Raw genomic sequence first — 21,314 nt, forward strand, 5'->3', positions numbered from 1 at the left:
AAGCCTCAGTAAGTTGCATGAGTGGGCTCTACGATCGCGGGGCCCGCTCATACGACAGCGAACTTCGAGGTGCGCACGTTGGCTTTCCAGATGCCGGACCGCGGCTCAGGCCCGTCCGGGCCACGGATCAGAGTCGGCCGGCCGTCCCGCCGGGTCCGCACCCTGCTCATGACACTGGGCATTCTGGCCGTGCTTGCCATGGCCTTCGTCATGTTCGCGGGGTTCTGGACCGACTGGCTCTGGTACCGCTCGGTCCACTACTCGTCGGTGTTCACCACTCAGCTGTGGACCAAGATCGGACTGTTCGCCGTCTTCGGGCTCCTGATGGCTGTGGCCGTCGGCCTGAACATCTGGCTGGCGCACCGGCTGCGGCCGCCGCTCAGCGCGATGTCCCTCGAACAGCAGAGCCTCGACCGCTACCGGATGGGCATCGCGCCGTACAAGAAGTGGATGCTGCTCGGGATCACCGCGCTCATCGGGCTCATCGCCGGCGCCTCGGCGTCCGGCCAGTGGCGGACCTGGCTGATGTGGGTCAACGGGGTGCCGTTCGGCCAGAAGGACCCCCAGTTCAAGCTGGACGTGTCGTTCTACGCCTTCGACCTGCCCTGGTACCGCTTCCTGCTTGGCTTCGGCTTCGCGGCCGCCGTCCTGTCGCTGATCGCCGCCGCCCTCACGCACTATCTGTACGGCGGCCTGCGCATCACCAGCCCCGGCGCGCGCGCCACGGGCGCGGCCACCGGGCACCTTTCGGTGCTGCTGGGGGTCTTCGTGCTCCTGAAGGCCGTGGCGTACTGGCTCGACCGGTACGGCCTCGCGGTCAAGTCCAGTGACTTCAAGGCGGCCAGCAACTGGACGGGCCTGCGGTACGTCGATGCCAACGCCTATCTGCCGGCGAAGACCATTCTGTTCTGCATCGCGGTCATCTGCGCCGTGCTGTTCTTCGCCACGCTGTGGCGCCGCACCTGGCAGCTGCCCGTCATCGGCTTCGGCCTGATGGTGCTCTCGGCGATCCTCATTGGCGGGCTCTACCCCGCGATCGTGCAGAAGTTCCAGGTCCAGCCCAACGAGCAGGCCAAGGAAGCGCCGTACATCCAGAAGAACATCGACGCCACCCGCGAGGCGTACGGCATCGACAACGCGCAGGTGTCGGACTACAAGGGCACGACGGACGCCACGGCCAACCCCAAGCTCCGCTCGGACGCGGACTCGGCGGCGAGCTACCGGATCATCGACCCCAATGTGGTCCCGCCCGCCTTCCAGCAGCTCCAGCAGGAGCGTAAGTACTACCAGTTCCCCTCGACGCTGGATGTGGACCGCTACCAGGACAAGGACGGCAAGGAGCAGGACACCGTCATCGGTCTGCGCGAGCTCGACCTCAAGGGCATCAAGCGCAACTGGATCAACGACCACTTCACCTACACCCACGGCTTCGGCGCGATCGCGGCCAAGGGCACGAGCGTGGACGTGAATGGCGCGCCGGACTTCACCGAGTCGAGCCTGCCCACCACCGGCCAGCTCCCCTCGGGCTACGAGCAGCGCGTCTACTACGGCGAGAAGACCGACCAGTACTCGATCGTCGGCGGGCCCCAGAAGGAACTCGACTACGAGAGCGAGGGCAAGGGCCAGGTCACCACGAGCTTCCAGGGCAAGGGCGGCGTGAGCCTGGCCAACCCCTTCACGCGGGCCGCGTACGCCGTGACGCTCAACGAGCCGCAGATCCTGTACTCGGGTGCCATCGGCAAGGGATCGAAGATCCTCTACAACCGCACCCCCAAGGAGCGCGTCGAGGCGGTCGCCCCCTGGCTGACGATCGACGGCGACGCCTATCCGGCGGTCGTGGGCAAGCACATCCAGTGGGTCGTCGACGCGTACACGACGACCAACGGCTACCCCTACGCCTCGCGCACCACGCTCGGCGAGACCACCACGGACTCGCTGACGGACAACCAGCGCGCGGTGGTGGCCCAGCAGAACCAGGTCAACTACATCCGTAACTCGGTGAAGGCGACCGTCGACGCCTATGACGGCACGGTCACGCTGTACCAGTGGGACGACAAGGACCCGGTCCTCAAGACCTGGATGAAGGCGTTCCCCGGCACGGTGAAGGCCAAGTCGCAGATCCCGGACGAGCTGCGCGCGCACCTGCGGTACCCGCAGGACATGTTCAAGGTCCAGCGCGAGCTGCTGACCCGCTACCACGTCACCAACCCCGCGCAGTTCTACAGCGGCAGCGACGCCTGGCAGGTGCCGGACGATCCGACCAACAAGGACAACAACGCGGTCCCGCCGTACTACCTGTCCATGAAGATGCCGAACGCCGAGAGCGAGGGGAAGAAGTTCTCGCTGACCACGACGTTCACACCCAACGGCCGGCCCAACCTCGGCGGCTTCATGGCGGTCGACGCGGACGCGGCGAGCAAGGACTACGGCAAGATCAGACTCTTGCGCGTCACTGACAACGTGCAAGGACCACAGCAGGTCCAGAGCAAGCTGAACGGCCTGCCCGAAGTCGCCGAGTTCGTACGGAACCTGAGAGGCACCGATTCCGAGATCGACTACGGCAATCTGCTGACCGTGCCGCTCGGCGGGGGCTTCCTCTACATCGAGCCGGTGTACGCGCGCGGTGGCAGCGCCAACTACCCGCTCCTGAAGAAGGTCGGCGTCTCCTACGGCGACAAGACCGTCTTCAAGGACACTCTGGCCGACGCGTTGAACGCGGCCTTCGGTGCCGACGGGGCGACGCCGCCGTCCACGACGAACCCGAACCCGCCGTCCACCACGACGCCGCCGACCACCACGCCGCCCACCTCCGGCAACGCCACCGTGGACCAGGCCATCAAGGACGCGCAGAAGGCGTACGACGACGGCCAGAAGGCGCTCGCCAAGGGTGACTGGAAGACCTACGGCGACAGCCAGAAGGCGCTCCAGGACGCGTTGCAGAAGGCGGCCGACGCGGAGGCGAACGCCTCGAAGCCCAAGAGCTGACGCCGGCCGGACCGGAGCAGGGGCGCGGGACCGGAGCCCCGGGACCGGAGCTGACCTGGGCAGACCAGGTTGGCTCCGGTCCGGGCCCGGACCGGAGCGTGGTAGCGTTGTGTTTACCGACGCGGGGTGGAGCAGCTCGGTAGCTCGCTGGGCTCATAACCCAGAGGTCGCAGGTTCAAATCCTGTCCCCGCTACTGCTGACGAGGGCCCGGATCCTTTCAAGGATCCGGGCCCTCGTCGCGTCCGGATCGCGTGTGCGGGGACGGCCGTTGACCGGTGGCTGGAACCCGTTGGCGTGAAATTGGGTCTTCTCAGGGGGAGTTGGGGTACACGGGGTTTGGTGTGTCTCTCTGTGGGCATGTCGACAAAACGCTGAAGTGACCTCACTGGCTGCGGTATACCAGGTGTACGCGGGTTGCGGGTGGTGCGACGATGGTATTTATGGGGGACAGGGCAACTCTGTTGGAAACAGGGCGGTTTGTGCAGACACGCTCCGATGATGACGCCGACACCGCCGACGCCGAGACCGAGGCGCGGCACCGGCGCGCCGCCGACAGCGGCGACGCCGAGTCCATGAGCGTCCTCGGCTCCCTGCTGCTGCGCCGCGGCGACCTCGACAGCGCCGAGCCCTATCTGCGGGGCGCCACCGCCGAGGGCGACCGGGCCGCCGCCAACAACCTGGGTGTCCTGCTCCACCAGCGCGGTTACACCGACGAGGCGGCCGGCTGGTGGCGGATCGCCGCCGTCGCGGGGTCCGCCGCCGCTGCCCACGCGCTCGGCCGCCACTACCGCGAGCGCGGTGACGAACCGGCCGCCGAGTACTGGCTGCGCCAGTCCGCGGAGCAGGGCCACGCCCTGGGCGCGTACGCGCTCGCTGACCTCCTGGAGCACCGCGGCGACATCGGTGCCGAGCGCTGGCTGCGTGCCGCCGCCGAGCAGGGACACCGCGAGGCCGCCTACCGCCTCGCCGGCCTCATCGACCGGCGCGTCGAGAGCGAGACGGCGGGTGAGGCCCCCGGTGACATCGCTGTCGGGCAGCCGGCGGACGGCGAGAGCGGCGCAGAGGACGCCGAGCCCTGGTACCGGCAGGCCGCCGCGCGCGGGCACCGCCGCGCCGCCCTGCACCTCGGCGCGATCCTGGAGAAACGCGGCGAGCTCAAGGAGGCCGGCCGCTGGTATCTGACCTCCGCCAAGGACGGCGAGGCCAAGGCCGCCTGCGCGCTCGGCTTCCTCCTGCGCGACGCGGGGGACGAGGAGAGCGCCGCCGTGTGGTGGCTGCGCGCCGCCCAGGACGGCGACGGCAACGCCGCGAACGCGCTGGGCGCGCTGCACGCGGCACGCGGCGAACAGCAGACCGCCGAGCGCTGGTACCGCGCGGCGATGACCGCGGGCGATGTGAACGGCGCCTACAACCTGGGGCTGCTCTGCGCCGCCCAGAACCGGACGGCCCAGGCCGAGCAGTGGTACCGCAGGGCCGCCTACAGCGGGCACCGCGAGGCCGCCAACGCCCTCGCGATCCTGCTGCTCCAGGCCGGCGACCCGACCGGCGCCGAGCCCTGGTTCTCCAAGGCCGCCGAAGCCGGCAGTGTGGACGCCGCCTTCAACCTCGGCATCCTCTTCGCCGGCCGCGACGACGACCGTACGGCCCTGAAATGGTACGAGCGGGCGGCGGCCGCCGGGCACACCGACGCCGCCCTCCAGGTCGGCATCGCGCTGCTGCGCGACGGCGAGGAACAGGCCGCCGAGCGGCACCTGCGGTGCGCGGCGGGCGGCGGCAGCGCCGAGGCCGCCTTCCGGCTCGCCACCGTCCTGGACGCGCGCCAGCCGCCGCCCGGCCCGCCCGCGCTCGGCGAGCCCTTGGCCGAGAAGACCGAGTGCGAGGAGTGGTACGAGCGGGCCGCGCGGCAGGGCCACCGCCGCGCCCAGGTGCGGGTGGGCATGCTGGCGGCGGACCGGGGCGACCTGGCGGCGGCCGCGCGCTGGTACGGGGAGGCCGCCGAGGCGGGCAGCCGCAACGGCGCCTTCAACCTCGGCCTGCTACTCGCCCGCGAGGGCCGCGAGCGCGAGGCGGCCCTGTGGTGGACCCGCGCCGCCCACGCGGGGCACGGGCGGGCCGCGCTGCGCCTCGCCCTGCTCGCCGCCCGCCACGGCGAGCTGAGTGAGGGCCAGCGCTGGTGTGCGAGGGCCGTGGAGCTGGGTCCGGCGGAGGTGGCCGAGCGGGCCGCCCGGCTGCGCGAGGCGCTGCACCAGGAGCTCACGGCCTGACCGGCGGCCTGACGCCCGGGTTCTGAGTCCGCTCCAGGGGCCGGAGAACAGATTTGCGCCGCCCGGTGCCGTCCCGTAAGGTTGGGTTCACCGACGCGGGGTGGAGCAGCTCGGTAGCTCGCTGGGCTCATAACCCAGAGGTCGCAGGTTCAAATCCTGTCCCCGCTACTGATCGACCGAGGCCCGGATCCTTTCGAGGATCCGGGCCTCGGTCGTATGCGCCGACAGGGAAACACGACCGCCGTCGCGATGACTGCCGGCGCCGCGAGGGCGCCGGCGCGTCGTGGTCAGGCCGCGGCGCAGTTGGGGCAGGTGCCCCGGTAGGTGACCTCGACGGCCGCGATCGTGAAGCCGAAGCGCTCGGTGTCGGGCAGGTCCGCCAGGGGGTTGCCCTGCGGGTGGACGTCGCGGATCGCGCCGCACTGGGCGCAGACCAGGTGCTGATGGGGCCGGTGCGCGTTCGGGTCGTAGCGCTTGGCGCGGCGGTCGGTGGCGACCTCGAGGATCTCGCCGAGCGTCACCAGCTCGCCCAGCGTGTTGTAGACCGTCGCCCGGGAAATCTCCGGCAGTCGCTCCGCGGCCCGCGCGTGCACCTCGTCCGCCGTCAGATGGACGTGGTCGCCGTCAAGGACCTCGGCCACGACGCGCCGCTGCGCGGTCATGCGCCAGCCACGGCCGCGCAGTCGTTCCAGTAGGTCACTCATGAGGGCCAGCCTAACAGGGGAGGGGTCCAGTTCCGAACCGGTGTGGGTTTGGACATTCATTTGACTTAGACAATGTCCATTGTAGGATCGGTTCGGCAGGCACCGAGGGACAGGACACGCAGGACATGACGCAGGAGGCGCACGTGACACAGGGACCGCTCACGACGGAGGCCGGCGCGCCGGTCGCCGACAACCAGAACAGCGCGACCGCGGGCGCCGGCGGCCCGGTGCTCATCCAGGACCAGTCGCTCCTGGAGAAGCTCGCCCACTTCAACCGCGAGCGCATCCCGGAGCGCATCGTGCACGCCCGTGGCGCGGGCGCGTACGGCACCTTCACCGTCACGCGTGACGTCTCGCAGTGGACGCGCGCCAAGTTCCTCTCCGAGGTCGGCAAGCAGACCGAGACGTTTCTGCGCTTCTCCACCGTGGCCGGCAACCTCGGCTCGGCCGACGCCGTGCGCGACCCCCGCGGTTTCGCGCTGAAGTTCTACACGGAGGACGGGAACTACGACCTGGTCGGCAACAACACGCCCGTCTTCTTCATCAAGGACGCCATCAAGTTCCCCGACTTCATCCACACCCAGAAGCGCGACCCGTACACCGGCAGCCAGGAAGCCGACAACGTCTGGGACTTCTGGGGTCTGAGCCCCGAGAGCACCCACCAGGTGACGTGGCTCTTCGGCGACCGGGGCATCCCGGCGACCCTGCGCCACATGGACGGCTTCGGCTCGCACACGTTCCAGTGGAACAACGAGGCCGGCGAGATCTTCTGGGTCAAGTACCACTTCAAGACCGACCAGGGGATCAAGAACCTCACCCAGGCCGAGGCCAACAAGCTCGCCGGTGAGGACCCCGACAGCCACCAGCGCGACCTGCGTGAGGCCATCGAGCGCGGCGACTTCCCGTCCTGGACCGTGCAGGTGCAGATCATGCCGGAGGCGGACGCGGCGACGTACCGCTTCAACCCGTTCGACCTCACCAAGGTGTGGCCGCACGCGGACTACCCGCCGATCGAGATCGGCAAGCTGGAGCTCAACCGCAACCCGGAGAACATCTTCGCCGAGGTCGAGCAGTCCATCTTCAGCCCGGCGCACTTCGTCCCCGGCATCGGTCCCTCCCCGGACAAGATGCTCCAGGGCCGGCTCTTCGCGTACGGCGACGCGCACCGCTACCGCGTCGGCATCAACGCCGACCACCTGCCGGTCAACCGCCCGCACGCCACCGAGGCGCGCACCAACTCCCGTGACGGCTACCTGTACGACGGCCGTCACAAGGGCGCGAAGAACTACGAGCCCAACAGCTTCGGCGGCCCCTTCCAGACGGACCGCCCGCTGTGGCAAGGGAGCCAGATCACCGGTGTCACCGGCAGCACGCAGGCGCCCGTGCACGCCGAGGACAACGACTTCGTGCAGGCCGGGAACCTCTACCGGCTCTACTCCGAGGACGAGAAGGCCCGTCTGATCGAGAACCTTTCGGGGTTCATCGCCAAGGTGTCGCGCGACGACATCGTCGAGCGGGCGATCAACAACTTCCGTCAGGCGGACAGCGACTTCGGCAAGCGGCTCGAAGCCGCGGTCCAGGCCCTTCGCGGCTGACCCGGGCCGATCGCCGGGGATGATCGGCGGGCCGGGTTCCCTTCGGGGGCCCGGCCCGTCGGCGTGTCAGCCGGTCAGCGCCGATTCACGGCGCGCGGGGGACCAGCACCGGATGATGTCGCGCACCGAGACGACGCCCACCGGTCCGTGGCCGTCCAGCACGATCAGATGCCGGAAGCCGCCGTGCGTCATGGCGTCGGCGGCCTCGGCCAGGGTCCAGGACGGCGCGGCGAAGACGACGTCGGTGGTGGTGTGCCGGCTCGCGGTCTCGTGGTCGGGATCCTGGCCCAGGCCGAGGGAGTTGAGGATGTCGCGCTCGGTGAGGATGCCGAGGCCGCTGGTGTCGGGATCGAGGACGACGGCCGAGCCGACCCGGCGCGCGGACATCAGGCGGGCCGCCTGGCGGAGGGTGTGGGCGGGGCCGATCGTGAGGACCATGGTGCTCATGGCGTCGCGGACGAGCATGAAGGGAGCCACCTCCTGGGTGGATTCGGCATCGGGCGCGGCGACCGCGGTCAACGGCGTCCGCTCCGAGACGAATTCACACGTTCACAAGTGGGGGGACTCCTAGAGTCGCATCCGGACCGGACGTCAACAAGGGGTGAGTAGAGGCCCGTTGAGGGGCGCGTAAAAGTACGACTCACGCCCCTCAGGGGCCTCATGCGCGAGGGCCGCTCCCGGACGCGGGCCGGCTCCGCTCCGTGACGAAGCCTTGGGTCAGGCCTGCGGCGCGTCGCCCAGGTAGCCGAGCAGTTCCTCGTGGAGCAGGCCGTTGGAGGCCGCCGCGTTGCCGCTGTGCGGGCCCGGACGGCCGTCGAGGCCGGTGAAGACGCCCCCGGCCTCCTGTACCACGATCACGTTCGCCGCCATGTCCCACATCGACAGCTCGGGCTCGGCGCAGAAGTCGACCGAGCCCTCGGCGACCATCATGTACGGCCAGAAGTCGCCGTACGCGCGCGTGCGCCAGCACTCCCGGGTCAGATCGAGGAAGTCCTCCAGCTTGCCCCGCTCGTCCCAGCCGTCCAGCGAGGAGTACGCGAACGAGGCGTCGGCCAGCTTGGAGACGCTGGACACCTTCAGGCGCGTCGCCGAGGTCAGGCTGCGGCCCGTGAAGGCGCCATGGCCCTTCGCCGCCCACCAGCGCCGGTTCAGCGCGGGCGCCGAGACGACACCCACCACCGGCTGAAACCCGTTCTCGCCCGCCTCCATCAGGGAGATCAGGGTCGCCCACACCGGCACGCCACGGACGTAGTTCTTGGTGCCGTCGATCGGGTCGACCACCCAGCGCCGAGGGCCCGTGCCCTCCAGGCCGTACTCCTCGCCGAGGATCGCGTCGCGCGGCCTGGCCCGTTGCAGATGCCCCCGGATGACCTCCTCGGCCGCCTTGTCGGCCTCGCTCACCGGGGTCATGTCCGGTTTGGTCTCGACCACCAGGTCGAGCGCCTTGAACCGGTCCATGGTGGCCGCGTCGGCGGCGTCCGCCAGAACGTGGGCGAGACGCAGATCATCGTGATAGTCGGGCATGGCCACCACCGTAGCGATCGGCCGGGGCAGCGACCACAGCGCCCGCACTCCGGGACGCCCGTGCGAGCGCCCCCGGCGCCCCTTGACTGTCCCGGCGAGCGCGTCAACGCTGAACGCGAAGCCACTCACAAGGCCCCGGGCGCTTCGGAGGCGACCATGCCCACAGCGCGGGAATCCTTACTGGACGCCGCCCTGACGGCGCTCGAGACGCTGCCCTGGCCGGCGGTCCGGATGGTGGACGTGGCCTCGCGTGCCCGGGTCTCGCGGCAGACCCTCTACAACGAGTTCGGCGGCAAGGAGGGTCTGGCCCGCGCGCTGGTGCGCCGGGAGGCCGATGTTTATCTGCGCGGCGTCGACAGAGCGCTCGCCGAACCCCCCGCTCCCGGCGGGCACCCCGCCGACCGCCTCGTGCGCCTCGCGGAGTGGACCCTTCGCGCCGCCCGCTCCCGTCCCCTCGTGCGGGCCCTGCTCACCGGCTGCTGGAGCCCGCGCCTCCCCGCGCCCTCCGTCCGCCTCCCGGGTCCCGGCCGCGTCGTGCCGGCCCAGCGGCGCGCCGACGCCGGGGTCCCCGGCCCCGGCGAACTCGTGGCCGCCGTACGGGACAGGGCGCTCGCGGCGCTGGAGCGGGAGGCGCCCGGCGCGGACCCGGCGGAGCTCGCCCGGTACTGCGAGACGGCGGTCCGAATCGGCCTGTCCTGCGTGGTGGCGCCGCCCGGACGGGAGGAGGAGCACGCCGCGTACGTCCGCGCCGTGCTCGGGCGGCTGCCGGTACGTGAGGGCACAGCGGCTCGACGGGTGACGCCAGGTGCCGCTCCGTGACCCGGCGTTCGCCGTGACGTTCCGGCTCCGCGCTCGGGCCGCCGGCTCAGTGCGCGGAGCCCGAGATCTGGAGTCCGATCACGCCCACGATCACCAGCGAGATCGACACCAGCTTGAGGACGGAGACCACGTCGCCGAGGAAGACCATGCCGTAGATCGCCGTCCCGGTCGCCCCGATGCCGGTCCACACCGCGTACGCCGGGCCCACGTCCAGCTTCTTCAGGGACAGCGTCAGCAGACCGAAGGAGCCCAGCGCGAACGAGGCGAAAGCGATCGTCGGCCACAGCCGCGTGAAACCGTGCGACAGCTTCAGACAGACGGCGAACCCCGTCTCGAGGATTCCCGCCACCACGACCAGCAGCCACGCCATGTCCAGGGCCTCCCGCAACGCGTCATCGCCGACTGCATGGTCAACACTTGGTGCGATTATGCAATGAAGAGCAGGCGGGCGCCCCTGAAAACCGGTCAGTCGCCCTCGCGTCGCTCCCGGGTGGCGAGCAGTCGGCGCAATGAGTACAGCCGGGCCGGATCGGCGTGCCCGTCCGCCACCCACTGGTCGAGCGCGCACTCCGCCTCGTCGTGGCTGCACGCGCGCGGGCAGTTCTCGGTGCCCGGCACGAGGTCGGGGAAGGCCAGGATCACCCGGGACGGATCGACGTGGTGCAGGCCGAAGGACCGCACGCCCGGGGTGTCGACGACCCAGCCGCCGTCCGCGCTGTCCAGAGGCAGCGCGAGCGCGGAGGTGGTGGTGTGCCGACCGCGCCCGGTGACCGCGTTGACATGGCCGGTGATACGCCGCTGCGCCTCGGGCACCAGCGCGTTGACCAGGGTCGTCTTGCCGACGCCCGAGTGGCCCACGAACGCGGTGACCTTGCCGTGCAGGTGCTCGCGCACCCGGTCCGCCGCGTCGCCCTCGTACAGCTCGTCGCGCGAGGTGACCACGTGCGGGACGCCCAACGCGCCGTACATCTCCAGGAGTTCGTCGGCCGGCGCCAAGTCCGACTTGGTCAGCACGAGGAGCGGTGTGAGTCCACCGTCGTACGCCGCCACCAGGCAGCGGTCGATGAGGCGGGGGCGCGGCTCGGGGTCGGCGAGGGCGGTGACGATGGCGAGCTGGTCGGCGTTGGCGACGACCACGCGCTCGTAGGGGTCGTCGTCGTCGGCCGTGCGGCGCAGCACCGAGGTGCGCTTGGCGATCCGTACGATCCGCGCGAGCGTGTCCTTCTTCCCGGTCAGGTCGCCCACGATGTCGACCCGGTCGCCCACCACGGCCGCCTTGCGGCCCAGTTCGCGGGCCTTCATGGCGTGGATCGTGCGGCCCTCGACCAGACAGGTCAGCCGGCCACGGTCCACGGTGAGGACCATGCCCTCGGCCGCGTCCTCGTGCTTGGGGCGGATGGTGGTGCGGGGGCGGTTGCCCTTGGGGTTGGGGCGGACGCGGATGTCGTCCTCGTCCGGGTTCTTGCCGTAACGGCGCATGGTCTTAAGCCCCGCTCAGCTTCCGGACCCCGCCAGCATCGCTTCCCACATTTCGGGGAAGTCGGGCAGCGTCTTGGCCGTCGTCGCCACGTTCTCGATCCCCACGCCCTCCACCGCGAGGCCGATGATCGCGCCGGCCGTCGCCATCCGGTGGTCGTCGTAGGTGTGGAAGACGCCGCCGTGCAGCGTGCGCGGGCGGATGTGCAGCCCGTCCTCGGTCTCGGTCACATCGCCGCCGAGCTCGTTGATCTCCTTGGTGAGCGCGGCCAGGCGGTCCGTCTCGTGCAGCCGCAGGTGGGCCACGCCGCGCAGCGTGGAGGGCGAGTCGGCGAGGGCCGCGACGGCGGCGATGCCCGGGGTCAGCTCGCCGACCTCGCTCAGGTCCACGTCGATGCCGTGGATGCGGCCCGAGCCCGTGAACACGAGCCCCCGCTCGGTCAGTTGGCAGGCGCCGCCCATCTCGGTGAAGATCTGGCGCAGCTGGTCGCCGGGCTGGGTGGTGCGGGCCGGCCAGTCGGGGATGACGACCGTGCCGCCGGTGATGAGGGCTGCGGCGAGGAACGGCTGGGCGTTGGAGAGGTCGGGCTCCACGGTCAGGTCGCGGCCGAGCAGCGCGGAGTGGGTGACCCGCCACACGTTGGGCTCGCCGCCCGTCTCCGGCTCGTCCACCTGGGCGCCCACGCAGCGCAGCATGTCCACCGTCATCCGGATGTGCGGCATCGACGGCAGGGCGGCGCCCACGTGACGAACCTCCACGCCCTGGTTGAAGCGGGGCGCGGAGAGCAGCAGGGACGAGACGAACTGGGAGCTGGATGAGGCGTCGATCTCCACCCGGCCGCCTTCAAGGGCGCCCGCGCCGTGCACGGTCATGGGCAGCGCGCCCCGGTTGTCGTCGTCGATGCGGGCGCCGAGCGCGCGCAGGCCCTCGATGACCCCGCCGAGCGGGCGCTCGTAGGAGCGCGGGTCGCCGTCGAAGCGGACCGGGCCGTCGGCGAGGGCGGCGACCGGGGGAAGGAAGCGCATGACCGTGCCGGCGTTGCCGACGTCGACCGTGGCCGGGCCGTGCAGGCCGGCCGGGATCACCCGCCAGGCCTCGCCCGAGCCGTCGGGCCCCACGCCCTCCTCGATGCCCACACCCAGGGTGCGCAGGGCCTCCGCCATCAGGAGGGTGTCGCGCGAGCGCAGGGGGCGGCGCAGCCAGCCGGGCTCGGCGGCGAGCGCGGCCAGGACGAGGCCCCGGTTGGTGACCGATTTCGATCCGGGCACGGTGACCGTCGCGTCGACGGCTTTGCTCGCGAGGGGGGCGGGCCAGAGGGCGGGGTGCACGGGCGTTTCGGTCATGGCCCTCACTTTAGTGGGGCCATGACCTACAGGCCGAGCAGCCAGCGGCCGCCGCCGATCAGTGAACAGACAGAAACGGCGTGGAAGAGGAAGAGCCAGAGCGCCGGTGGTACATGAGTGAGCCGTGCGAGCTGGTCGGCGTCGGAGTCCCCGTCGTTGTAGCGGCGGCGCTTGCGCTGGAGCTCGAAGGCGGGGCGTACGCCGCCAAGGAGCAGGAACCACACGGCGGTGTACGCGAACGCCGACTGGACGTCGGGGCCGGTCAGCCAGGAGACGAGCAGGAACGCGGCGCCGGTGATCACCACGGTCAGGACGCCGTAGGCGTTGCGGATCATCACCAGCATGGCGAGCAGCAGCGCGGTGGCCAGCCACAGGAAGAGGGTGACGTGGTGGGCCGCGAGCAGCCAGGCGCCCCCGAGGCCGAGCAGCGGGGGCGCGGTGTAGCCGGCGGCCGCGGTGAGGATCATGCCGAGGCCGTACGGCTTGCCCCGGCTCACGGTGAGGCCGCTGGTGTCGGAGTGCAGCCGGATGCCGTCGAGGCGGCGGCCCGAGACGAGCGCGACCAGGCCGTGGCCGCCCTCGTGGGCGATGGTGATCGCGTTGCGGGACAGGCGCCACAGACCGTGCGGGACGATCGCGGCGAGCGCGGCCAGGCCCGTCGCGACCACCAGCCACTGGGCGGGCGGGCTCTGGGTGCCGAAGAGCTGGAAGTCTTGCAGCGCGGACATGTCGGGGACGGCTCCTCACGGGGTACGGGCGCCGTGGCAGTCTGGCAGCGGGCACCGCACGGGCGTACGGCGGGTAGCTGGTGGTGTGGGGGAGAGGACGAGCGCAGCCCCGCCGGAGGTTCCCGCCCGCCCCGCCGACGGACTCGCCGGCGCGGGGCGCCGGCCGTCTGTCACCCTTGGATGCTGCGAGGACAAGGCACCGCGCACGCCCGGTGCGCGACACGGCCGTCCGGCCCGGCGTCGGTGCGGCCCAGTGGGGAGGCTGGACATGTGTGGCAGGTACGCGGCGAGCCGCGCGCCCGAGGATCTCGCCGGGGTCTTCGAGGTACAGCAGTGGGACCCGGCCCAGACGCTGGAGCCGGACTGGAACGTGGCGCCCACCAAAGAGGTCTACGTCGTCCTGGAGCGCCCGCTCAAGGACACCGGTGATCCGCGCCCGGTCCGTCAGCTGCGCACGCTGAAATGGGGGCTCGTGCCGTCGTGGGCGAAGTCACCCGAGGGCGCGGCCCGGATGATCAACGCGCGGGCCGAGACGATCCACGAGAAGCCCTCCTTCAAGAAGGCGTTCGCCGCACGCCGCTGCGTCATTCCCGCCGACGGCTACTACGAATGGGTCACCGGCACGGGGGAGCGCGAGCTGGAGGTCGAGGGCAAGAAGAAGCGGCCGCGCAAGCAGCCCTACTTCGTGACCCCCGCCGACGGCTCGGTCTTCGCGATGGCCGGCCTGTACGAGTTCTGGCGCGACCGCACCCTGCCCGACGACCACCCCTCGGCCTGGTGGGTGACCTGTTCCGTGGTCACCACCGAGGCGGAGACGGGACCGCTGGGCGTGGCCCCCGCCGAGGGCCCGTCCTCGCTCGCCGACATCCACCCCCGGATGCCGCTCATGCTGACCCCGGACCGCTGGTCGGCGTGGCTGGACCCGGCCCGCCAGGACATCGAGGACGTACGGGCGCTCCTGACTCCGCCGCCCGGCGGCCTGATGCGCGCCTATCCGGTGTCGACGGCCGTCAGCAACGTACGCAACAACGGCCCCGAACTGCTCAAGGAACTGGAGGGACCGGAGGTGGGCACCCTGTTCTGATCCGCCCGTTCCGGATTCCGATCGGCCTGCTCCGATCCCCCTGCTCCGATCCTCCTGCTCGGGTCCCCGTGCCGGGACCTCGGGTGACGCAGGATGGGGTCCGTGAGCGAGAGCGAGATCGTTGAGACCGGCGCCGGTGCGGCGCGCATCACCTGGCATCCCGCCGAGAAGCCCCGCCTGCTGCTGGCCGTGAGCCACGGCGCGGGCGGCGGCATCGAGGCCCGCGACCTCCAGGCGCTGGCCGGCGCCCTGCCGCCGCTCGGTGTGAGCGTGGCCCTGGTGGAGCAGCCCTGGCGGGTGGCGGGCAAGAAGCTGGCCCCGGCGCCGAAGACGCTGGACACCGGATGGCGGGGCCTGTGGCCCGCTCTGGCGGAGCGGGCACTGCCCGTCGTCGCGGGCGGCCGCAGCGCCGGTGCGCGGGTCGCGTGCCGTACGGCGGCGGAACTGGGCGCGGCCGCCGTCCTTGCCCTGAGCTTCCCGCTGCACCCTCCGGGCCGCCCGGACAAGACCCGGGCGGCGGAACTGCTCGGCGCGGGGGTGCCCACCCTCGTGGTGCAGGGCGGCAACGACCCGTTCGGCAAGCCCGCCGAATTCCCCGAAGGGCCCCACGAACTGGTGGAGGTGGCGTGCGCCGACCACGGCTTCGCCGTCCCCAAACGGGCCCCGCTCACCCAGCAGGACGCACTGGAGGTGATCACAGGGGCGGTTGCCGCCTGGTTCGGCGGGCTCGCCCCGTGACGCCGGGAATGCCGGATGCGGGCGGGCTGTTGTCGCCGACGTAAGGGATACGCAGACCAGCTGTGGAGAGGGAGTCCGTCGCATGGGTTCGACCATCTGCCCGAGCCGCAAGGCCGCCTCTGACCTGGAGTGGACGGTGCTTTCCGCGGCCAAGGCCAGCTCTATTCGAGCGGCGGGCGGAGCGGATCGTCGTCTATCCTCCGATTCGAGTGGGTCCGCATTCGGACTCAGCACACCGTTCGAGGAGGTGGGTCCGGTCACAGGGACCGACGACGGCCACGTGGAAGAGACCACCGCCGAGCGCAACGCGCGCTTCGAGCGGGATGCCCTCGGCTACCTCGACCAGATGTACTCGGCGGCCCTGCGCATGACGCGCAACCCGGCGGACGCGGAGGACCTGGTGCAGGAGACGTACGCCAAGGCGTACGGGTCGTTCCACCAGTTCCGCGAGGGCACCAACCTGAAGGCTTGGCTCTACCGGATTCTCACCAACACGTTCATCAACTCCTACCGGAAGAAGCAGCGCGAGCCCCAGCGCAGCGCCGCCGAGGAGATCGAGGACTGGCAGCTCGCGCGTGCCGAGTCGCACATGTCCACCGGTCTGCGCTCCGCCGAGTCGCAGGCGCTCGACCACCTGCCCGACTCGGACGTGAAGGCGGCCCTCCAGGCCATTCCGGAAGAGTTCCGCATCGCCGTGTATCTCGCGGACGTAGAGGGCTTTGCGTACAAGGAGATCGCGGACATCATGGGTACACCCATCGGTACGGTGATGTCCCGACTGCACCGGGGCCGCCGCCAGTTGCGCGGAATGCTGGAGGACTACGCCCGTGACCGCGGGCTCGTCCCGGCGGGCGCCGGTGAGTCGGACGAAGCGAAAGGCTCGGGCTCATGAGCTGCGGAGAGCCGCACGAGACGGAGTGCTCTGAGGTCCTTGACCACCTCTATGAGTTCCTGGACCACGAGATGCCCCCCACGGACTGCAACAAGTTCGAGGTGCACTTCGAGGAGTGCTCGCCGTGCCTGGAGAAGTACGGGCTCGAACAGGCCGTGAAGAAGCTGGTGAAGCGCTGCTGCGGCTCGGACGACGTGCCGAGCGACCTGCGCTCCAAGGTGATGGGCCGCATCGACCTGATCCGCTCGGGGCAGGCCGTGCCCGAGCAGGACGTGGTCACCGGAGAGGTGCCGACGCTCCGGCCGGAGTGACCCCGCCGACCGCCGCCGTGACGCGGACGGTCAAGCACGGGTGAACTGCCGCCCGTGGCAGGACAGTTGAGAGCGGCCCCGGCCATCGCCGGGGCCGCTCTTCGTGTTCCTTCTCCGCGATATCACCCGAAGGTGCGAATCCGGGTGGCTCGAAACCGCCTATTTGGGCCATGCGCCTGACCGCCGCCCCCGACGGGCCTATCCTCGCGAAGCTGTACGCAACGGGCTGCCCGGGCGGATGGGGAGGTGGGGGCCATGGCGGAGCCGAGCGGAGCGCGGGACATTCCGGTGCGGGCGCGCCTCGTCGTCGCGATCACCGCCGTCGGCGCCTGCGCGTGCGCGCTGCCCCTGCTGCGCCCGGGCGTGCCCTGGGCCGCCGTCGCGCTCCTGGCCGGCCTGTACGCGCTGTGCGAGTGGCCGGCCCGCTGCCCCGTGCTCGCCGGGCGGGTGGACGTGCCGGTCGCCTCCGGCTCCTTCTTCCCGGGGCTGCTCGCCGCCGTCTTCCTGCTTCCGCCGGGCGCCGCCGCGCTCGTGGCGGTGCCGGGCGCGCTCCTCGCGTACGTCGAGGACGAGCCCCGCCGGGTGCGCAGGATCTGGCGGGCCGCCCAGCTCGCCGTCGCCGCGGCCACGGCGGCCCGCTGCCACCAGCTGCTCGGCGGGCGGACCGTGCTCGGCGGCCGCGCGCCCGGGGCGGTCCCCGACTTCCCCTACGCCCTGCTGCCGGCCGGGGCCGCCGCGCTGGTCTTCTGCCTCGTCCTGACCGCGCTCGACGGCCTCATCCTGGCCACCGCCGAACGCCGCCCCGTCGGCACCGCCTGGCGGGGGCTGCTGCTGCGCTCGCTCGCGCCGCACTGTGTGCACGGGCTCGCCGGGCTGATGATGGCGGTCCTGTGGCGCAGCCGGTTCGGGCCGCCCGCCGCGCTGTTCGTACTGCTGCCCATGTACATCTCCTGCTGGGTCTTCGCCCAGTACCACCGCGAGCGCGCCGCCCACCAGGCCACCATCCGCGCACTCGTCCAGGCCGTCGACATCAAGGACAAGTACACGCGTGGCCACAGCGAACGGGTCGGCCGCGCCTCTGAGCTGATCGCTCGCGAACTCGGCATGGCGGAAGGGCGGCTTGAGGTCATCCGGTTCGCCGGGATCCTGCACGACGTCGGCAAGCTCGGGGTGCCCACCCGGGTGCTCAGGAAGGACGGCCCGCTCACCCCCGAGGAGCGCGCGGTGATCGAGCTGCACCCCGAGTACGGCCACGAGATGGTGCGCGGCATCGGCTTCCTCGGCGAGGCGCGCGCGGCGATCCTGCACCACCACGAACGCCTCGACGGCAGCGGCTACCCATACGGTCTGGTCGGCGCGCAGATCCCCGAGGCCGCGCGAGTGGTGGCGGTGGCCGACGCGTTCGACGCGATGACCTCCACCCGCTCCTACCGCCGGGCCCGGCCCGTCACGGCGGCCGTCGGCGAGCTGCGGCGGTGCGCGGGCGCGCAGTTCGACCCGCGCGTGGTGGAGGGCCTGGTGCGGGCGCTCTCACGCCACGGCTGGCACGTGGAGGTCACCGCGGCCGAGCCGGCCGCCGCCGCCCCGCGCGGAAACGTGCCTGTGCCCGGGCCGACCGGGCGGACCGGGCCGTCCGGGCCGTCGGCGGACGGGCGCAGGCCGCCCGCCGACGGCCCGCGCCCCGCCGCCCGCCCCTCCAGCACACCCGGCGCCTGACATGGCCCGCCGCCCGACCCTGCCCGTGCTCACCGCCCACACCCTGGCCTGGGCGCTCACCGCCTGGGCGCTCGCGGCGACCGTGCGCGGCCCGCTCGCCGAGCCCCGCACCGCCGTCGCCTTCGGCGCGCTCATCGCGGTGGGCGAGCTGGCCCGCTGGGGCGCCAGGGACGGCGAACGCGACCCCGCCCCGCTCGCCTCCGCCGGAGCCCTCGCCTACGCCCTGCTCGGCCAGAACGCCGGGCACCCCACCGGGCACGGGGTGCTCCAGGTGATCGCCGTGGTGGTGGCCGCGTCCCTCCTCGGCTGCGTACCGCACGTGGCCGCCGGGCGCGGGCCGGGCCCGGACGAAATGGCCCGCCGGGTGCTCACCGCGGGCTTCGCCGCCGTCTGTTTCCAGCCGCTCTCCGACTCGGGGCTGCTGGACGACTGGTCCGGGCACGGACCCCGCGCCGCGTTGGTTCTCCTGCTGCTGCTCGTCCTGACCGCGCTGTGCGACGCGGTGGTCGCCGCCCTGCTCCTGTACGCCCGCACCCGCCACCCCTTCGGCCCGCTCCTGCGCGACGAGCTGCGCGGCCTGCTCGGCATCGGGTCGGCCGTCGTCGCCACCGGCACCGTCATGGCCCTCGCGGTCGCCGTGGCGGGCCTGTGGGCGCTGCCGGTGTTCTGTGTGCCGCTGCTCCTGACCCAGCTCGCGTTCCGGCGGTACGCGGCCGTACGCACCACCTACCGCCAGACCATCACCTCACTGGCCCGCGCCACCGAGATCGCCGGATACACCACGGCGGGCCACGCGCGCCGGGTCGCCCAGCTCAGCCGGGCCGTCGGGCGCGAGCTCGGGCTCGGCGCGAGCGAGCTGACCGTCCTCGAGTACGCCGCGCTCATGCACGACATCGGGCAGCTGTCCCTGCTCGACCCCGTGCCCGCCGGCGCCACCGCCGTCCTGCCCCCCGCCGAACAGCGCCGCATCGCCCTGCTCGGCGGCGCCGTCGTGCGCCAGACCGGGGTGCCCGCCGACGTCGCCCGCATCGTGGAACGCCAGGCCGACCCGTACCGGGAGCAGCCGCTCGCCGCCCGCATCATCCGCGCGGTCAACGCCTACGACGACCTCGCGGAGGGCGCCGAGGACCCCGGCGGCCCGCTGAACGCACTCGAACAGCTGCGCCTGGGCACCGGCCGTGACTACCATCCGCACGTTGTCGAGTCCCTGGCACGCGTGCTGGCCCGGGGCTGTCTGACCCGGGTCCCACCTGGGTAACCCAGGAGTAATGAGCGGCCTTCCGGCCGGGCATGGTTGGATGCGAAAAGAACCCAGAAAACTGGGAGACCGTAAGACCGACCCGGTAGTCGGGGCCGGTCTGGGCAGGCGGGAATCGTGAGGATCTTCGGCAAGGGACGGCACCGGCCCTCCGCCTCGTGGCGGCAGGCCACAGACCGTGCGTTCACGCTGATCGGCGACGGCAGGTACGAGGACGCCGGCGCGCTGCTGACGCGCGCCGCCGACCTGGAGCCCTGGCTGTCGGAGTCCTGGTTCAACCTGGCGCTCCTGCACAAGTTCCGGCACGACTGGGAGCAGGCCAGAGCGGCGGGGCTGCGCGCCGTGGCGCTGCTGGACAAGGAGACCGGCGCCCCCGACTGGTGGAACGTCGGCATCGCGGCCACCGCGCTCCAGGACTGGCCGCTGGCCCGCCGTGCCTGGCAGGCGTACGGCCTGAAGGTGCCCGGCGAGGCCACCGGCAGCGGCGAGCCCGTCGGCATGGAGCTGGGCAGCGCCGCCGTGCGCCTGTCGCCCGAGGGCGAGGCCGAGGTGGTGTGGGGCCGCAGGCTGGACCCCGCCCGCATGGAGGTCCTGTCCATCCCGCTGCCGTCCTCGGGGCGGCGCTGGGGCGAGGTCGTGCTCCACGACGGCGTCCCGCACGGCGAGCGCACCACGGCGGCCGGGCCGTCCTTCCCGGTCTTCGACGAGATCGAGTTGTGGGCGCCCTCGCCCGTGCCGACCTGGGTCGTTCTCCTGGAGGCCGCCACCGAGGCCGACCGGGACGCCCTGGAGCGCCTGGCGGCCGACGCGGGCTTCGCCGCGGAGGACTGGTCCTCCTCGGTGCGGCTGCTGTGCCGGGCCTGCTCGGAGTCCCAGATGCCGAGCGACGAGGGCGACGGCGAGCACCTGGACCCGCACGACCACAGCGAGCCCGGCCACCCCGGCCCGCTGGGCCACCGCACCAACGGCGACCTGTGGGTCCCCGAACGCGAATGCGGCCTCGCGGCCCCGGCCGGTCTGGTGCGCGGGCTCCTGGACGGCTGGGTGGCCGACAATCCGGACAGCCGCGAGTGGCGGGATCTGGAAGAAGTCTGCTGAACGGCAGCGGAGCCCGGCCGGGCCTGGCCTTAGGCTGTACGGGATCGGAATCAGGTTTTTGAGGAAGGCTTACGGCGGACATGGCGCAGCAGCAGACGGACCAGCAGGTCGAGAACGACGGGTTCGTCGTGGACACGGAGGACTGCGAGGCGCGTGAGCTGGCCCACCGCGAGCGCGGCACCGCCCGCCCGATCACGGTCGTCGGCAACCCGGTCCTGCACAAGGAGTGCAAGGACGTCACCGCCTTCGACGGCGAGCTGGCCCAGCTCATCGACGACATGTTCGCCAGCCAGAAGGCAGCCGAGGGCGTGGGCCTCGCGGCCAACCAGATCGGCGTGGACCTGAAGGTCTTCGTCTACGACTGCCTGGACGACGAGGGCGTGCGGCACGTCGGCGTCGTCTGCAACCCGGTCATCGAAGAGCTCCCGGCCGAGCTGCGCGTCCTTGACGAGTCCAACGAGGGCTGCCTCTCGGTCCCGACCGCGTACGCCGAGCTGGCCCGCCCCGACTACGCCGAGGTCAGCGGCCAGGACGCCGAGGGCAACCCGATCAAGGTGCGCGGCACCGGCTACTTCGCGCGCTGCCTCCAGCACGAGACGGACCACCTGTACGGGCGGCTCTACATCGACCGCCTCTCCAAGCGCGACCGCAAGGACGCGCTGAAGCAGATGGCGGAGGGCACCGCCCGCTACGAGACGGTCCCGAACAACTGACGCGGTACGCCCATGAGTTGAGGCCCCGCCCCCCGGAGTTCGCCTGGGGGAGCGGGGCCTCGGC

Annotated in this window: 19 protein-coding genes and 2 tRNA genes; 14 read left to right on the plus strand and 7 right to left on the minus strand. The window is 71.7% G+C overall.

The features are described from left to right. Window positions 1–90 precede the first annotated feature (90 nt). The 4 genes from ABR738_RS27035 (at window position 91) to ABR738_RS27050 (ending at window position 5,418) form a co-directional block, all read left to right on the plus strand. Window positions 91–2,985 carry a UPF0182 family membrane protein gene (locus tag ABR738_RS27035; protein WP_350234761.1) on the plus strand — a complete coding sequence of 965 codons (2,895 nt, stop codon included), beginning with the start codon at window positions 91–93 and terminating at the stop codon, window positions 2,983–2,985. Window positions 2,986–3,105: 120 nt separating this feature from the next. Next, window positions 3,106–3,179 (plus strand) — tRNA-Met (locus ABR738_RS27040). A gap of 238 nt (window positions 3,180–3,417) precedes the next feature. Then, the gene (locus ABR738_RS27045; protein WP_350232557.1) at window positions 3,418–5,250 is read left to right on the plus strand and encodes an SEL1-like repeat protein; all 1,833 of its coding nucleotides are present in this window, start codon (window positions 3,418–3,420) and stop codon (window positions 5,248–5,250) included. A 94-nt stretch (window positions 5,251–5,344) separates the two neighbouring features. Beyond that, window positions 5,345–5,418 (plus strand) — tRNA-Met (locus ABR738_RS27050). Between the two features lie 119 nt (window positions 5,419–5,537). Here ABR738_RS27050 and ABR738_RS27055 read toward each other — a convergent pair. Beyond that, window positions 5,538–5,954 carry a Fur family transcriptional regulator gene (locus ABR738_RS27055; RefSeq protein WP_350232558.1) on the minus strand — a complete coding sequence of 139 codons (417 nt, stop codon included), beginning with the start codon at window positions 5,952–5,954 and terminating at the stop codon, window positions 5,538–5,540. A gap of 143 nt (window positions 5,955–6,097) precedes the next feature. Here ABR738_RS27055 and ABR738_RS27060 point away from each other — a divergent pair, with 143 nt between their 5' ends. Continuing rightward, entirely contained in the window at window positions 6,098–7,549 is a 1,452-nt protein-coding gene (locus tag ABR738_RS27060; protein WP_350232559.1) for a catalase, read from the plus strand. A 66-nt stretch (window positions 7,550–7,615) separates the two neighbouring features. Here the strand turns inward: ABR738_RS27060 and ABR738_RS27065 are convergent, their stop codons facing one another. Further along, complete coding sequence (locus ABR738_RS27065) at window positions 7,616–8,014, minus strand: CBS domain-containing protein (RefSeq protein WP_350234762.1); 399 nt, start codon at window positions 8,012–8,014, stop codon at window positions 7,616–7,618. A 252-nt stretch (window positions 8,015–8,266) separates the two neighbouring features. After that, window positions 8,267–9,073 (minus strand): histidinol-phosphatase, encoded by an 807-nt coding sequence (hisN, locus tag ABR738_RS27070; RefSeq protein ID WP_350232560.1) that lies wholly within the window; start codon window positions 9,071–9,073, stop codon window positions 8,267–8,269. Between the two features lie 156 nt (window positions 9,074–9,229). On the opposite strand from hisN, the gene ABR738_RS27075 reads away from it, so the two are divergent. Further along, a complete protein-coding gene (locus ABR738_RS27075) occupies window positions 9,230–9,892 on the plus strand; it encodes a TetR/AcrR family transcriptional regulator (RefSeq protein ID WP_350232561.1) in 663 nt (220 codons plus the stop codon). Between the two features lie 46 nt (window positions 9,893–9,938). On the opposite strand, the gene ABR738_RS27080 is transcribed toward ABR738_RS27075, so the two are convergent. The 4 genes from ABR738_RS27080 to ABR738_RS27095 all read right to left on the minus strand — a co-directional run bounded on the left by ABR738_RS27080 (window position 9,939) and on the right by ABR738_RS27095 (window position 13,440). After that, entirely contained in the window at window positions 9,939–10,262 is a 324-nt protein-coding gene (locus ABR738_RS27080) for a DMT family transporter (protein WP_350232562.1), read from the minus strand. Window positions 10,263–10,357: 95 nt separating this feature from the next. Further along, a complete protein-coding gene (rsgA, locus tag ABR738_RS27085; RefSeq protein ID WP_350232563.1) occupies window positions 10,358–11,371 on the minus strand; it encodes a ribosome small subunit-dependent GTPase A in 1,014 nt (337 codons plus the stop codon). A gap of 15 nt (window positions 11,372–11,386) precedes the next feature. Continuing rightward, window positions 11,387–12,712 (minus strand): 3-phosphoshikimate 1-carboxyvinyltransferase, encoded by a 1,326-nt coding sequence (aroA, locus tag ABR738_RS27090; protein ID WP_350232564.1) that lies wholly within the window; start codon window positions 12,710–12,712, stop codon window positions 11,387–11,389. A 26-nt stretch (window positions 12,713–12,738) separates the two neighbouring features. Further along, window positions 12,739–13,440, minus strand: coding sequence for a M50 family metallopeptidase (locus tag ABR738_RS27095; protein WP_350232565.1), 702 nt, complete (start codon window positions 13,438–13,440; stop codon window positions 12,739–12,741). Window positions 13,441–13,708: 268 nt separating this feature from the next. On the opposite strand from ABR738_RS27095, the gene ABR738_RS27100 reads away from it, so the two are divergent. The 8 genes from ABR738_RS27100 (at window position 13,709) to def (ending at window position 21,250) form a co-directional block, all read left to right on the plus strand. Next, complete coding sequence (locus tag ABR738_RS27100; protein WP_350232566.1) at window positions 13,709–14,524, plus strand: SOS response-associated peptidase; 816 nt, start codon at window positions 13,709–13,711, stop codon at window positions 14,522–14,524. A 93-nt stretch (window positions 14,525–14,617) separates the two neighbouring features. After that, a complete protein-coding gene (locus ABR738_RS27105; RefSeq protein WP_350232567.1) occupies window positions 14,618–15,262 on the plus strand; it encodes an alpha/beta hydrolase family protein in 645 nt (214 codons plus the stop codon). A 247-nt stretch (window positions 15,263–15,509) separates the two neighbouring features. Then, window positions 15,510–16,154, plus strand: coding sequence for a sigma-70 family RNA polymerase sigma factor (locus ABR738_RS27110; protein WP_167157084.1), 645 nt, complete (start codon window positions 15,510–15,512; stop codon window positions 16,152–16,154). Further along, a complete protein-coding gene (gene rsrA / locus ABR738_RS27115) occupies window positions 16,151–16,465 on the plus strand; it encodes a mycothiol system anti-sigma-R factor (protein ID WP_350232569.1) in 315 nt (104 codons plus the stop codon). Before ABR738_RS27110 ends, rsrA begins: the two co-directional genes overlap by 4 nt. 255 nt (window positions 16,466–16,720) lie before the next feature. Next, a complete protein-coding gene (locus tag ABR738_RS27120) occupies window positions 16,721–18,181 on the plus strand; it encodes an HD-GYP domain-containing protein (protein WP_350232570.1) in 1,461 nt (486 codons plus the stop codon). A gap of 1 nt (window position 18,182) precedes the next feature. After that, window positions 18,183–19,439, plus strand: a complete 1,257-nt coding sequence (locus ABR738_RS27125; protein ID WP_350232571.1) for an HD-GYP domain-containing protein — start codon at window positions 18,183–18,185, stop codon at window positions 19,437–19,439. 117 nt (window positions 19,440–19,556) lie between these two features. Continuing rightward, window positions 19,557–20,537 carry a tetratricopeptide repeat protein gene (locus ABR738_RS27130; RefSeq protein ID WP_350232572.1) on the plus strand — a complete coding sequence of 327 codons (981 nt, stop codon included), beginning with the start codon at window positions 19,557–19,559 and terminating at the stop codon, window positions 20,535–20,537. Window positions 20,538–20,617: 80 nt separating this feature from the next. Further along, complete coding sequence (gene def, locus ABR738_RS27135) at window positions 20,618–21,250, plus strand: peptide deformylase (protein ID WP_350232573.1); 633 nt, start codon at window positions 20,618–20,620, stop codon at window positions 21,248–21,250. Window positions 21,251–21,314: the final 64 nt, after the last annotated feature.

This window comes from Streptomyces sp. Edi4, assembly GCF_040253615.1.
Classification (GTDB): Bacteria; Actinomycetota; Actinomycetes; order Streptomycetales; family Streptomycetaceae; genus Streptomyces.